14 protein-coding genes are annotated in these 13021 nt (G+C 55.7%); 8 read left to right on the top strand and 6 right to left on the bottom strand.

The genetic code is table 11. From position 1 onward, the window contains the following. Window positions 1-28: 28 nt before the first annotated feature. From RUDLU_RS0112260 to RUDLU_RS0112240, 5 genes are all read right to left on the bottom strand, one after another. On the bottom strand, window positions 29-736 hold the full coding sequence (locus RUDLU_RS0112260) for a 3-keto-disaccharide hydrolase (RefSeq protein WP_019988684.1): 708 nt from the start codon (window positions 734-736) through the stop codon (window positions 29-31). Window positions 737-846: 110 nt separating this feature from the next. After that, window positions 847-1713, bottom strand: a complete 867-nt coding sequence (gene galU, locus RUDLU_RS0112255; RefSeq protein WP_019988683.1) for a UTP--glucose-1-phosphate uridylyltransferase GalU — start codon at window positions 1711-1713, stop codon at window positions 847-849. 82 nt (window positions 1714-1795) lie between these two features. Beyond that, window positions 1796-2791, bottom strand: a complete 996-nt coding sequence (locus RUDLU_RS0112250) for a mevalonate kinase family protein (protein WP_019988682.1) — start codon at window positions 2789-2791, stop codon at window positions 1796-1798. 170 nt (window positions 2792-2961) lie between these two features. Continuing rightward, the gene (locus RUDLU_RS0112245) at window positions 2962-3444 is read right to left on the bottom strand and encodes a hypothetical protein (RefSeq protein WP_019988681.1); all 483 of its coding nucleotides are present in this window, start codon (window positions 3442-3444) and stop codon (window positions 2962-2964) included. A 40-nt stretch (window positions 3445-3484) separates the two neighbouring features. Then, window positions 3485-3877, bottom strand: coding sequence for a helix-turn-helix domain-containing protein (locus RUDLU_RS0112240; RefSeq protein WP_019988680.1), 393 nt, complete (start codon window positions 3875-3877; stop codon window positions 3485-3487). Window positions 3878-4172: 295 nt separating this feature from the next. On the opposite strand from RUDLU_RS0112240, the gene RUDLU_RS0112235 reads away from it, so the two are divergent. From RUDLU_RS0112235 to RUDLU_RS0112205, 6 genes are all read left to right on the top strand, one after another. Next, window positions 4173-4856 (top strand): hypothetical protein, encoded by a 684-nt coding sequence (locus RUDLU_RS0112235; protein ID WP_019988679.1) that lies wholly within the window; start codon window positions 4173-4175, stop codon window positions 4854-4856. Window positions 4857-4860: 4 nt separating this feature from the next. Beyond that, on the top strand, window positions 4861-5643 hold the full coding sequence (locus RUDLU_RS0112230) for a PD-(D/E)XK nuclease-like domain-containing protein (protein ID WP_019988678.1): 783 nt from the start codon (window positions 4861-4863) through the stop codon (window positions 5641-5643). 52 nt (window positions 5644-5695) lie between these two features. Beyond that, a complete protein-coding gene (locus RUDLU_RS0112225) occupies window positions 5696-6079 on the top strand; it encodes a hypothetical protein (RefSeq protein ID WP_245581667.1) in 384 nt (127 codons plus the stop codon). Window positions 6080-6154: 75 nt separating this feature from the next. Continuing rightward, window positions 6155-7336, top strand: coding sequence for a DUF748 domain-containing protein (locus RUDLU_RS0112220; protein ID WP_019988676.1), 1182 nt, complete (start codon window positions 6155-6157; stop codon window positions 7334-7336). A gap of 152 nt (window positions 7337-7488) precedes the next feature. Then, a complete protein-coding gene (locus RUDLU_RS0112210) occupies window positions 7489-8367 on the top strand; it encodes a diacylglycerol/lipid kinase family protein (RefSeq protein ID WP_019988674.1) in 879 nt (292 codons plus the stop codon). Between the two features lie 62 nt (window positions 8368-8429). Continuing rightward, window positions 8430-8777 (top strand): translation initiation factor, encoded by a 348-nt coding sequence (locus tag RUDLU_RS0112205; RefSeq protein WP_019988673.1) that lies wholly within the window; start codon window positions 8430-8432, stop codon window positions 8775-8777. A gap of 63 nt (window positions 8778-8840) precedes the next feature. Here RUDLU_RS0112205 and RUDLU_RS0112200 read toward each other — a convergent pair whose 3' ends face one another. Beyond that, entirely contained in the window at window positions 8841-10358 is a 1518-nt protein-coding gene (locus RUDLU_RS0112200) for a peptide MFS transporter (RefSeq protein WP_019988672.1), read from the bottom strand. 226 nt (window positions 10359-10584) lie between these two features. On the opposite strand from RUDLU_RS0112200, the gene pckA reads away from it, so the two are divergent. Both pckA and RUDLU_RS0112190 read left to right on the top strand, forming a co-directional pair. Beyond that, on the top strand, window positions 10585-12195 hold the full coding sequence (gene pckA / locus RUDLU_RS0112195) for a phosphoenolpyruvate carboxykinase (ATP) (protein ID WP_019988671.1): 1611 nt from the start codon (window positions 10585-10587) through the stop codon (window positions 12193-12195). 105 nt (window positions 12196-12300) lie between these two features. After that, window positions 12301-12948 (top strand): peptidoglycan DD-metalloendopeptidase family protein, encoded by a 648-nt coding sequence (locus RUDLU_RS0112190; RefSeq protein ID WP_019988670.1) that lies wholly within the window; start codon window positions 12301-12303, stop codon window positions 12946-12948. Window positions 12949-13021 lie beyond the last annotated feature (73 nt).

The following is a 13021-nucleotide window of genomic DNA, read 5'->3' as shown; positions in this document are numbered from 1 at the left end:
ACTCAATCGCTCATTCACTCATTCGCAATTATAATTCGCGAATCCGGATGTTCCGATACCAAACTTTGTCGCCGTGGTCTTGCAGGGCCAGGTGGCCTTTGGCGAATTTACCGAAGCCTTCCCAGCTCTTAAACTTGCTGTTGGCCACCATTTTGTCCCACTCAGGGCCATTGGTTGCGTATTCCACAATTTTCTTGCCGTTCAGGTAGTGCTCGGCGCGGCCGTTTTTAATCACGAGCTTAGCCTTGTTCCACTCACCAGCGGGCTTCACAGCCGTCAGGTCGTTGGGGGGCAACATGTCGTACAGTGAGCCTGCTTTGTGGTTACCCGCCGATCCGGCAAATGAGTCGGGGTGCTTGGCGTCGTCGAGTACCTGCATTTCGGGACCAGTGCTGTAGGTAGCACCGTATTTGGGGTCTTCGCTGACGTGGTAAATAATCCCGCTATTACCCTTCTCCGAAATCTTCCATTCGATCTCCAGCTCAAAGTCGCCGTATTCTTTATCCGTCACCAAATCGCCCGCACCCCGGCCGCCGGTGAAATGAATAGCGCCATCTTCAACGGTCCATTTATCCGAAACAGGCTGACCGGCTTTTTTGTAGGTATGCCAGCCCGCCAGCGACTTGCCGTCGAACAACTTTTCCCATTTTCCTTTTTTCGGACGGGCGTCGGCATCGGCCGTGAAGAGCATTGCAAAAGCAGCCAATGCCAGGGTTGTGTGTTTAAGGTATTTCATGAAGGTAATTTAATATTCGTTTATCCCTGTTGTACATAAAGCCTACAAACAGGCTTCACGCGTTAAAAAGAGTTGTTAAAATCGGCTCTACCCGTGCGCAAGCGGGTCGCTTACTGGTCAGCCGTGATTTCTTTCAAAAACTTGCGGAAGGGCTCGGCAAACTCGGGGCGCTTCAGGGCAAACTCGACGGTTGTTTTCAGGAAGTCGAGCTTGTTGCCAATGTCGTGCCGCTTGCCTTCGATCCGGTGGGCGTACAGGTTCTCGCGCCGGAGGAGCAGCTGCATGGCGTCGGTGAGCTGGAGTTCGCCGTTTTTGCCCATTTCGGTCTGGTCGAGGGCCGCAAAAATACCGGGCGTAAGCACGTACCGGCCCGCAATGGCGAGGTTAGAGGGGGCTTCGTTTACGGCTGGTTTCTCCACCAGCTGATCGAGGGCCATAATCCGGTCGCTGAGGGCACTGCCGCCCACAATACCGTACCGGTTTACCTTCTCGTGGGGCACTTCTTCCACCGCAATCACCGACCCGCCGTACTGCTCGTAGGTGTCGAGGAGCTGCTGGGTTACCGGAATCACGGCATCCATGATGGTGTCGCCGAGCAGCACCGCAAAAGCCTCGTTGCCCACGTGGTGCCGGGCGTAGCGGATCGCGTCGCCGAGGCCGTTGAGCTGCCGTTGCCGTACATAATGAATGTTGGCCATGTCCGACAGCCGACGCATTTCGTTGAGCAGCATCTGATCTTCTTTCTCTTCGAGTCGCTCTTCCAGCTCGTAGTTGCGGTCGAAATGGTCTTCGATGGCCCGCTTGCCCTTACCGGTGATGATCAGAATGTCTTCAATACCCGAGTCAACGGCTTCCTGCACCACATACTGAATAGTGGGCCGGTCGATGATGGGCAGCATTTCTTTGGGCTGTGCCTTGGTGGCAGGCAGGAATCGGGTGCCCAGACCAGCGGCTGGGATAACGGCTTTACGAATCATAATTTGAGGATAAAGGAACAGGGAGAAGGGAAAAGGGGCGCCGGTGCTAAATACCGTTCACCCTTCTCCTTTCTCTTTTTTCCTAATTGATAAAAGGCTTGATAACGCGTGCATTTAACTTCCGCAGCTCCACAAAAAGCTGATTGAGCATGGTGTCGTCCTGATAGACACCGATAATAGACCCACCGGACCCCGTAAACGAAGCCGAGGCACCGCAGGCACGGGCCGCCCGAATCAGGGCCAGATTGCGCTCACTGATGTTGTAGATCTGGGTGCGCAGGTCGAAGTTGCGGTTGATGAGGTCGTGCAACAGGTGCGTTTGGTTGTTCACAATGGCGTCGCGGCCCTGCCGGGCTACGTCGGCAATGTCGGCCAGCGTCTGCACCACTTTTTCTTCGCCTTTGAGCCAGCGGGCGCGCACGTCGTTGTGTACCCGCCCCGACTGTTTGCCCAGGTCGGTGTCGTACGCAATGTACAGTTTAGGCAGCAGACGCGGGTCGAGGGGCTCGTATTCGCCATGACCCTGCCGGTCCATAATGCTCCGGTCGAAGTCCATGTACACACAGCCCTCGTAGCACTGAATTACCCGGTCTTGCAGGCCGGCCGTGATGCCCAGCTCGTCCATTTCGGAGCCCAGTACCAGATTGGGCAGAATGGGCAGCGGAATCTCGACGTTGTAAAACGTCATGAGTGCCCGGAAAGCCGCCACAATAATGGCACTCGACCCCGACAGACCCACTTGCCGCGGAATGGAGGTGTTGTAGCGGATCGAAAAGTTGCGGTTGGCCAGCCGGATACCTTCGCGGTCGCAGTGGTCCACAAAGGTTTTGATGGCCGCCTTGAGCAAGGGTACACCGCCATGATACCCGAGGGTGCTGACGGCGTCGCGCAGGTCGTACAGAGACCGGAACTGGTTGGTGTCCTGGGGTTGCGGTTCAATGTTCAGCTCGGGCGATTCGTAGAGCGTAATCGACGCGCCGAAGTTGCGGACACTGATCGAGATGGTTTTACCAAAAAAGCCGTCCGACGGATTCCCCATGAGGCCCGCCCGGGCGTAGGCGCGGGTTTCGATAATCAAAGCTAAAAAGACGTTGGATTAAGGGTTCGGGACGCTGGAGATGGCCCGGCGGCAGCGGTTTAGCAAACCAGTGCGCCGGGAACCAACGTCTTTCAACGCCCAAAAATACAAAAGCGACCGAAGACTATACTGTCCTCGGCCGCTTCGTTACTAACAGCGCTCTACTTCTGTTATTGACGGTCGGAGCCTTGCTCCTTTGGATTGTGGTCATATCCCTTATTATGAGGGTCGTAGCCCTGATTTGGGTCGTCGCCCGCTTCGAGGTACGTCGCATCATTCCGATCAAATAAAGCTTCGTCGGACGGGTTTTCGGAGATGGCGCTCAGTTTGGCCGCAGCTTCGTCGGACATCAGGCGCCCGGTTTGCTCGCCTTTGATCATGGCGCGGGGATCTACGTCCCAGCCCTGCGTACTGTCGAGGCTTTCGCCGGTTGGCAGCGCTACCTCGCCTTCGCGGGCGTGGCTCTGTTTCGTGGCCTGATTGTCCTGCATGTGGGCGGTATCCATGTCCATACCCGACGTAGCATCTCTGAATTCATTGGTACCAACCCCTTCTGATACCCGACCGTAGTCAGAATCACCGTGTTGGTTTGGATTTTGCGAGTAAAACTCGCCATCGACGTTTTCGGGGTCGAATTGTGATTTGGTAGCCATAACGTTGGAGTGATTTGTCGATATAACTCCGCATTATGGGTCAATGTTCTAAAAATGGTTTGCCCTTTTCCTGAACGGCATCGCGTAGTTCGGCCCGGAGGTCGTCGGTGGTTTGCTGGAGTAGATTTACCCGCTCGTTGAGCTGAAACAGGAGGTATTCCATGTTGCGGAGCCGCTCGTCGGTGGTGATGGCGGCCGAGGGCGAAGGCGGCATCGATCGAAACATGAGGCCTTCGCCCCGGAGTAACCAATCGCCGTTTACGTTCGGAAAAGCCACCAGAATTTTCTCCAGGGTATCGTAACGGGGTTTTAGCCGACCGTGTAGTACGTGGTATATTTTTTCGCCCCGATGTTCGCCTAAGTGGCGGGCAAATTCGAGAACACTCAGGTCAAGGGCGTCAATCAACTGTTGTAGGCGGTGGTGAATAGTCATAGGCCGTGGTGAATTGATAGCTACACAAAACTATGTAAAAAAGAAATTGATTGAACGGCCCTGGCAGATGCATTGTCTGTCGGAATGTTTACCGGTGAAACGGCGTTTTGTTTACGTGTGAGGCCGTCTTTGTGCGGGTTACGTGCCCTTGGGTAGCGGGGCTGTATTTCGGGAGGGGTGAGTCTTGGAAAATTACGCAAAACTGTGTATTTTTACTTGCTTGCTGGCACCCCTGTAAAAGGCAAAAGGGACCGCAATGTGGGCCCCCTGCTTGAACAGTAAACAACAAATACTAATGAACACGCAAAACAAAAACATCGCTGAGACAAATCAAAACGGTACCGGGTTAAAACCTGATCAAAAAATCGGATCGGGTGGGTACCCGCCGGGCGAAACGGACCGTTCGGAGGCTCCTGTACCAGCCTACAAGTACCTCGAAGGCCACCCCCGTCAGTATCGGTTCGACGCCAAAGAAGGCATATTCAACATCAATGGGGTAGAGAAACTCGGGCGTTCGCTTACCTTTCAGCCAATAGCCTGGCGCATTTTTACCGACAATATCCTGAATATGGGCACCAAAAACTGGGCAGAGATTTTCTTCATCGATGAGAAAAACTGTGTCTCGGCGGTGCTGTTTCATGGCTATTCGGTCGACAATATTTTCCGGCTCATCGAACCCCTGTACTACGACGACCTCACGCTGGCCGATGTGGTGATTACAGCCGTGGCCGAGAAAAAAGAAAACACTAAGATTCAGCCGAAAGGGGTGTATTTCATTGCGTCGTTTTCGTACCAGATGGGCGAGCCCACCCGCACGGCCCAACTGAAACAATACGCCCGGTCGGTGAAGCTGTTTCGGCAGGAAACTCTCACCGACATCGCCAACATCAAAACGGCGTACAACTACTACAATCCGTTTTACAACGAACAACTGCCGGCCACCAACGAACCGTTGGCCCTGAACGCCGACCCTGTTTAAGCCTATGCACGTTTATTCACAACCCCGGTTAGCCGATCGTTGGGCACCGGGCACCGACAACTGGCTGCCCATGCCCGATTACCGGGCCATTGCGCGGGTATCGAACTCCGACCTGACCCGGCTCAAGGAAGAACACCTCGGCCTGGGCAACAGCCTGCCGGGTGGGGGGCAGTTGGGGCGTCGGCCGTCGGAGCAGACCCAACGGGTTGGCAAAGCCTTTCATCAGCACTTGCTCGAACCGGAATCGGTCGGGACCATCCTGCAGCAACTCATGCCCGATTTGCTCGCACCGGGCCAACTGGATCGGGGGTCATCGGAGCAGGTGGCTGAGCTGATGGATGTGGTTCGGCAGGATGCGTTTTGCCGCCGGTACTTGCAAAAAGCTGAAAAAGAGCGGGTGGTGCTTTTTACCGAGCCGCAAACCGGCATTGCCTGCAAGGCCCGGCTCGACCTGGTGTACACAAGCCCCAAACGGCAAAAGGCGCTGGTGCTCGACTTCAAAACCACCTCGGCCCGCACACAGGCTCAGTTTTTACAGAGTTGCTACGACTACGATTACGACCGGCAGGCGGCTTTTTACCTCGACAGCCTCCGGTATGCGGGCGACGAGTGGGCCGCTACCCGTCAGTTCCGGTTTGTGTTTATCGGGGTGATGAAGCAGCAGCCCCATCGGCTGTTTGCCGTTGATGCTACCTCGCTACCGGGGTTTGTGGAGTACGGTCGTAAAAAATACCGGTTCTGGCTCCGCAAGTGGCAACAGGAAAATGGTGTATCGCTCTCGGATTAGCCCTGCCTAACGCAGGCTCTTGCCGAAAGCGGTAGCCGCAAACGAGACAATCATGGAAACGTTCACAATAGAACCCCCAATGACCAGCAGCCTGACGTTACTGACCGTAACGCCGTCGGCCCTGCAATACAACTGGGGTGTCGATGGGCTGGTGCTGTGGATCGAAGACCTCAGCAGCGATAATAGCCTGCTGGCGCGCATGCCCGATCTGATTGAACGCATCGGGTTTGCCATTGAGCTGCAGACCGGCTGGGACCACCGGTACGATTTGGGAACTCTGCACCCGCTGTACGGCTACCGGATTCTGCTGCGCGATGCGACCGGACTCTGGCACGCCATTCGCGTGGACGAAGCGGGGCGGTTTGTGCACACGGTGCCGCTCGAAGAGCTGGACTACGAAATCGCCTACGATATGGTGATGTGGGTCGACCTGTAGGGGCCGCACCCGTTGCGATAAAAACAGAACGCGGGCCTCCCGCGTTTTTTTATTCATTACCAACTACTCAACGTCTTGAAACGAACAACCAAAATACTACTGGCGCTGCTGGTGCTGCTCATTGTAGGGCGGTTGCTGCTGCCTTACTTCGTGCTTCGCTACGTGAACAAAGTGCTGGCCGATATGGGTAGCTACACGGGCCGTATCGAAGATGTAAACATTGCCCTGCTGCGGGGGGCTTACCAGATCGAAAACCTGCGGATTCGTAAAATCAACGGCAAGGTCAAAGAGCCGTTTCTGTACATACCCAAAGCCGACCTGTCGATCGAATGGAAATCGTTGTTCAAGGGCGAGCTGGTGGGTGAGGTCGAGGCTTACGAGCCGGAGCTGAACTTTGCCTTTAGCAACAACGAGTCGGAGCGGCAAACGGGCGAAGAAGTCGACTGGACGGTGCTGGTGAAAGACCTGTTGCCCATACAGATCAACCGCTTTGCCGTAATCAACGGCCGCATCGACCTCGCCAGCCTGATTACAAAACCCCGTGCCGACCTGTCTATGCAGCGCTTCAACGGTGAAATCCGTAATATCCGAAACGTAGAAGAGGTGTCGGGTAAGCTGCCCTCGCCCGTGTGGGCTACGGGCGACATTCCGGGCTATGGCGGTACCATGCGTTTCGATGCCAACATGTACCTGCTCAAACCCATGCCCGATTTCAACTACGACCTGCGGTTCACCAACATCGAGATGACCAAGCTCAACGAGATGGCACGCGCCTACGCCAATATCGATTTTGAGCGGGGGCGGTTAAATGTGTTCAGCGAGATGGCCATGAACGACGGTAAGCTGAACGGCTACGTGAAACCGCTGACGAAGGAGATGAAAATCTTCAAACTCAACGAAAACGAAAATCGGTCAGTGGGGCGGTTCTTTACCGAGTTGCTGGCGCAGGGCGGTACGGCCCTGCTCAAAAATCAGAAACTCGATCAGGTAGCCACCCGGATTCCGCTGTCGGGCACCGTAGAGGAGGTGAAAGTGGGTTTGTGGCCCACTATTTTTGGGGTTTTGCGCAATGCGTATATTCAGGCATTTAAGGGTGAGTTCGACAACGATATTACGTTTAAAGATGCCCTGAGCAATTTCAGGGAAGACCTGAAAGAGAAGCGGGCAGAGCGTAAAGCCGAACGCAGGGAGAAACGTGAAAAACGGAAAGAGGAGCGGCAGCAGCGCCGGGAACAACGCCGGGAGGGACGCCCTTAAAGCCCCGCGAAGCCGCGCAATTTGGGTATCTTTGCGGCATGAAATGGCTCCGTGACTTTTACCGCGAGTACAAACCGTACGTGTTTTCCGACGGGTGGTACTACATTTTCATCGTGGTCTTTATTATTCTGATGTTTGTTTTCTTCTCCTGAATGGCCAATACCTCCACGTTACTGGCCATTGTGAACCCCTTGTCGGGAACCGCCACAGCGGCCCAGAAAGCAACGCTTCAGCAGTATCTTACAGACCGGGCCAGCCGGGCCGGCTACACTCCCGAAGTGATTGTGACCACCCACGCGGGCCACGCCACCGAGCTGGCGGCAGCCGCCGTACAGCGGGGTGTTGGGCGCGTAGTGGCCATCGGGGGCGACGGCACCATCAACGAAACGGCGCGTGCACTCCGGCAGTCGGGTACGGCGCTGGGTATTGTACCGATGGGTTCGGGCAACGGGCTGGCGCGGCACCTCGGCGTACCGTTGGATGCCCGCCGGGCTATCGACAAAGCCGTCGACGGGCGGCCGGTGCTTATCGATAGCGGAGAAATAGGCGGACACCCCTTTTTCTGTACGGCCGGTTTGGGGTTCGAGGCCCACGTGGCGCATTTGTTTGCCCAACAGCCCGTGCGGGGTCTGGCTACGTACATCCGAACGGCCTACGGGGCCTTCTGGGGGTATAAGCCCGGCCGGTACACAATCAATGGTGTCGAAAAAACCTTGTTTTCGCTCGCGTTTGCCAACGCCGGGCAGTTTGGCAACAATGCCTGGATTGCCCCCCGGGCTAACATCGCCGATGGGCGGCTCGATCAGTGCGAGGTGCGACCCTTTCCGAAGTCGATGAGCGGAGGGCTGGTTTGGCGACTGTTCAATAAAACGCTCGAAGGTTCGCCGTACTGGCATGGGCAACCGGTTGTCGAAGCGACTGTTGAGACCGATGAGCCATTGCGGATTCATGCCGACGGCGAACCGTTGCTGTTGCCTGAATCACAATGTACGGTACGGGTGTTGCCGTCGAGCCTGCTGGTGTTGCTGTAATGAATGAGGGTAGGCAGAGCCCCGAGCTGCCGCCAATCAACGAACCTAATGTCTATAAACCAATGAGCAAAAAATCCCGCTCCGACCGCCATACGGGACCGTTTGTGTACTCCACCGACCCCGACTTTTCGTTTCCGTCTGATGAGACACCCGTTGAAACCCCACCTCCGGCCGCGCAACAACTTAAAATCTGGCTCGACCGCATGGGGGGCGGCAAAGTGGTGACGGCCGTGCGCGGGTTTGTGGGTACCGATGCCGACCTGAGCGATTTGGCCAAACAACTAAAAGCCGCCTGCGGAACAGGCGGCTCGGCAAAAGAAGGTGAAGTCCTGATTCAGGGCGATCACCGCGATAAAGTGCTGACCTGGCTCACCAACAAGGGCTACAAGGCCAAGAAAGCGGGAGGCTAAAGTGGCAGTAGGCAGTCGGCAGAAAAGCTTGCGCCAGCACTGCCAACTGCCACTGCCGACTGCCTACTCAATACCCCCCATCCATTTCTTCATGGGTTTCGACAGCAGCAACAGCAGCAGGCCAAACCCAAGGCTAAACATGGCTACACTCTGGAACATGGCTGGCATTTGCTGCACGTTTTCCTCATCGAAGCCACCCGCAAACAAACCGGCTATGAGGTTACCCAGCGAGGCCCCAACAAACCAGATCCCCATCAGCTGACTGGTGTAGCGTTTGGGTGCCAGTTTTGAGAAGGCGCTAAGGCCTACGGGGCTGAGGAACAACTCGCCCAGGGTGTGAAACAGATACGTAAACGTCAGAAACAGGGGCGAAACCAGTGTACCGGTTGCCTGCCCGGCCAGCGCCTGATTTGAGGCCACCACCATAAACAGATACCCTGAGCCCAGCAACAGCAGACCGGTAGCGAGCTTGGCCGGTGCCGGATAGCTAATCTTACGTTTGTCGATAAACACCCAAAGCGAAGCCAGAACCGGTGAAAAGATCAGAATAAACGCCGGGTTGAAATTCTGAAACCAGCTCGACGGCATCTGCCAGCCCAGAATATTCAGGTCGGTATAGCGGTCGGAGAAGAGTTGCAGTGAGGAACCCTGCTGTTCGAAGCCGGCCCAGAACATAGCAGCCGCCAGAAAGAACGCGAACAGAACCACCACGCGCTTTTTCTCAACCGTGGTGAGGCCGCCACCCAGCAGGATGTACGCAAAGTACCCGATAGCTACCAGCGAAATAATGGTGCCCATGGCCTGTGCCAGCCCCTGCGCCGTAGTCATGTCGATAACTCCTGTGAGCTGTAAACCAGCCAGCAGTAAGACGAGCGCGGCCAGGAAAATGAGCATGGAGCGATTACCGCCCGTTGTTGCAGCCGCGTCGGCGGGGGCTTGTGCAATTACATTGCCATGATCGCCCAGGTACCGTTTACTGAAGATTTTGAACGTAGTCAGGCCCAGAAACATGGCTACCGCTGCCGCGCCAAACCCGTAGTGCCAGCCCACTTTCTGCCCCAGATACCCCACAATAGAAATGCCCAGCAGCGAACCGATATTGATACCCATGTAGAAAATCGAAAAGGCCGAGTCTTTGCGGGCTCCTCCTTCGGGGTACAGCTCGCCGACAATGCTGCTAATGTTGGGTTTGAGCAGGCCCGTGCCGATGGCAACCGTACAGAGACCGCCGAAAAATAAGGCTTCGCTACCCGGAATAGCCAGAATAATGTGGCCGAGCATGATAATGATACCACCATACCAGATCGATTTTTGCTGGCCAAGCAGGTTATCGGCAATCCAGCCGCCCGGTAAGGAGAGCAGGTAAACCGAGGCTGTATAAATGCCGTAGATAGCGGCCCCTTCCGATTCGTTGAGTCCCATGCCGCCCCCTACCTTGTCGAGCAAAAAGAGGAGCAGAATAGCCCGCATACCGTAGTAGCTGAACCGTTCCCACATTTCGGTAAAGAAGAGAACAAAGAGACCGACCGGGTGGCCAAATAAGGTGGCCGAAGGTACTGTTTTCGTCGCCGTAGCTTCCATTCAGAAAATTTAAAAAGCAGATGAAGTTTCGTGTGTAAGGCAAACCGAAGTTGCTTATGCACAAAAACGGGAAAAAATGTTGGTAAATATACTCCCGAAGTAGGAAATACCCAATCTGCGGCCAGTGGCAGCCACAGCCGCAACCAGCTAAAAATCACCCTAAATGTGTGCAACCTCTGAAGCGGACGTTGTACATTTACCTGTACTTCATCAAACTAAACACCTTATGATTACCTCCGTACCTACCCCTGCCATACCTGAGGTTGTGCGCGCGGCCGAGCGCTTTCACAACCTGACTCCCGACGAACTGATTGCCCACGCGTTACTCAATGGCGAAGGCCAATTGGCCGATAATGGCGCTCTGATGGTCGACACGGGCGAGTTTACGGGCCGCTCGCCCGAAGACCGGTTTATTGTCAAAGACGCCAAAACCGCCGATACTGTCTGGTGGGGGTCGGTCAATATCCCGTTTGACCCGGACAAGTTCGACGCGCTACACCAGAAAATGCTCGACTACCTAACCACCCGAACCGTGTACACGCGCTATGCCTACGCCGGGGCTCACCCCGATTACCGGCTCACGATTCAGGTGGTGAATACGCTGGCTTGGCATAGCCTGTTCTGTTACAATATGTTTCTGCGGCCCTCGGCCGACGAAATGGCTCACTTCGCTCCCGACTTTACCATTATCTGCATCCCGGAATTTCGGGCTAACCCCGAAACCGACGGCACCCGCAGTGGCAACTTTGCCGTGCTCAACATGACCAAAAATGTGCTGCTCATCGGGGGTACGGGCTACGCGGGCGAGATGAAGAAAGGGATCTTCTCGGTACTCAATTTTAAACTGCCCGTTGAGCAGCATACCTTGTCGATGCACGCGTCGGCTAATCAGGGGACTGCCGGAGTGGATGGGCGAGAGGGCGATACGGCTCTGTTTTTCGGGTTGTCGGGTACGGGAAAAACCACGCTCTCCGCCGACCCCGCCCGGCTTCTTATCGGCGACGATGAACACGGTTGGGCCGATGCGGGCGTGTTTAATTTCGAAGGGGGCTGTTACGCCAAAGTTGTGAACCTGACCGCCGAAATAGAACCGCAGATTTTTGGGGCCATCCGCCGGGGCGCTATCCTCGAAAACACCCGCCTGAAACCCGGCACCCAAACCGTCGACTATACCGATATTTCAGTAACCCAGAATACCCGGGTTTCGTACCCGATTTATTTTATCAATACGGCCAAAGAACCGTCGGTAGGGGGCCATCCTAAACATATCTTTTTCCTGACGGCCGACTCGTTCGGAATTCTGCCGCCTATTTCGCGCTTGACGCCGGGGCAGGCCATGTACCATTTTATTTCGGGCTACACCGCCAAGGTGGCTGGTACCGAAATGGGGGTGAAAGAGCCTAAAGCAACGTTTTCGGCCTGCTTTGGCGCGGCCTTCATGCCCTTGCATCCCACGCGCTACGCCGAGATGCTGGGCGCCCGGATGCAGCAGTTTGGGGCCAATGTCTGGATGATCAATACCGGCTGGACTGGCGGAGCCTACGGGACCGGTCACCGCATGAACCTCGACTATACCCGGGCTATGATCACGGCCGCTCTGAATGGCGAACTCGACCCGGTACCTTACGAAAATCACCCAGTGTTTGGTGTTGCTGTACCGCAACATTGCCCCAACGTACCGGCTGAGGTTCTGAACCCGCGCGCTACCTGGGCCGATACGGCGGCTTACGACGAACAGGCTACCCGCCTGGCCGAGATGTTCCGGAAAAATTTTGAGCAATATGCCGAGTTTGCCAATGATGAAATCCGGGCAGGTGGCCCCGTACTGAGTATTTAGAGGGATGCATTCACCCGGTTCGCCGACCCCCGCCAACGAAAACCGTGCATCAAAACAACTTACCCTAAACCATACAACCCTGTCCTTCTTTTCCGAATTTTGGGTATGAAATCTGGCATGGCCACTATTCTTCCGTTTGATCTATCCCGAGCTTTACCGCTCGACTTTTCGGGAACCAACCCCGACCTGCTGCCGGGTTCGGGCCTCGACCTGACCAATACCGCCGTGTTCAGCGAGTACGTGTTTGGCAAATTACGGGCAGCCGGGGCGCAGGTAGGCATTGGCGGGTACAACGAGCACCGGGTCATTTACCGCCGGAGTGCTCACTTCGGCGACGTACAGGCCGAACCCCGCGAAATTCATCTCGGCATCGACCTGTGGGCCGAAGCGGGTACGCCCGTATATGCCCCCAAAGCGGGTGTTGTGCATAGCTTTGCCGACAACGCCAATTTCGGCGACTACGGACCCACCATCATTTTGCAACATGATGTGGCCGGTGCACCCGTATTCAGTCTGTACGGTCACCTCTCAAGGGCGTCGCTGGAGGGGTTGTACGAAGGCAAGGTCTTCCGGGCAGGCGATAAACTGGCCGAGATTGGCCCCTTTCCCGAAAACGGCGATTGGCCCCCTCACCTGCATTTTCAGCTCATGACCGATATGCTCGGTAATCGGGGTGATTTTCCCGGTGTGTGTTCGCTCTCCGACCGGGCGCGGTTTCTGGAACTATGCCCCGATCCGGCGGGCTGGCTCTGAACATAAAACGGGTTGGTGTAAGCCGGACAAACCGTGCTACACCAACCCGTTTTGGAGTACGTACCAACCTGAT

It is taken from the genome of Rudanella lutea DSM 19387 (assembly GCF_000383955.1).
Classification (GTDB): Bacteria; Bacteroidota; Bacteroidia; order Cytophagales; family Spirosomataceae; genus Rudanella; species Rudanella lutea.
The sequence above is the reverse complement of the archived record's forward strand: the minus strand, read 5'-3'. Positions and strand labels throughout refer to the sequence as shown.

Coding starts and splice junctions, on each gene's coding strand:
- RUDLU_RS0112260 (WP_019988684.1), bottom strand. CDS start 736: ATGAAATACCTTAAACACACAACCCTGGCATTGGCTGCTTTTGCAATG.
- galU (WP_019988683.1), bottom strand. CDS start 1,713: ATGATTCGTAAAGCCGTTATCCCAGCCGCTGGTCTGGGCACCCGATTC.
- RUDLU_RS0112245 (WP_019988681.1), bottom strand. CDS start 3,444: ATGGCTACCAAATCACAATTCGACCCCGAAAACGTCGATGGCGAGTTT.
- RUDLU_RS0112240 (WP_019988680.1), bottom strand. CDS start 3,877: ATGACTATTCACCACCGCCTACAACAGTTGATTGACGCCCTTGACCTG.
- RUDLU_RS0112235 (WP_019988679.1), top strand. CDS start 4,173: ATGAACACGCAAAACAAAAACATCGCTGAGACAAATCAAAACGGTACC.
- RUDLU_RS0112230 (WP_019988678.1), top strand. CDS start 4,861: ATGCACGTTTATTCACAACCCCGGTTAGCCGATCGTTGGGCACCGGGC.
- RUDLU_RS0112225 (WP_245581667.1), top strand. CDS start 5,696: ATGGAAACGTTCACAATAGAACCCCCAATGACCAGCAGCCTGACGTTA.
- RUDLU_RS0112210 (WP_019988674.1), top strand. CDS start 7,489: ATGGCCAATACCTCCACGTTACTGGCCATTGTGAACCCCTTGTCGGGA.
- RUDLU_RS0112205 (WP_019988673.1), top strand. CDS start 8,430: ATGAGCAAAAAATCCCGCTCCGACCGCCATACGGGACCGTTTGTGTAC.
- RUDLU_RS0112200 (WP_019988672.1), bottom strand. CDS start 10,358: ATGGAAGCTACGGCGACGAAAACAGTACCTTCGGCCACCTTATTTGGC.
- pckA (WP_019988671.1), top strand. CDS start 10,585: ATGATTACCTCCGTACCTACCCCTGCCATACCTGAGGTTGTGCGCGCG.
- RUDLU_RS0112190 (WP_019988670.1), top strand. CDS start 12,301: ATGAAATCTGGCATGGCCACTATTCTTCCGTTTGATCTATCCCGAGCT.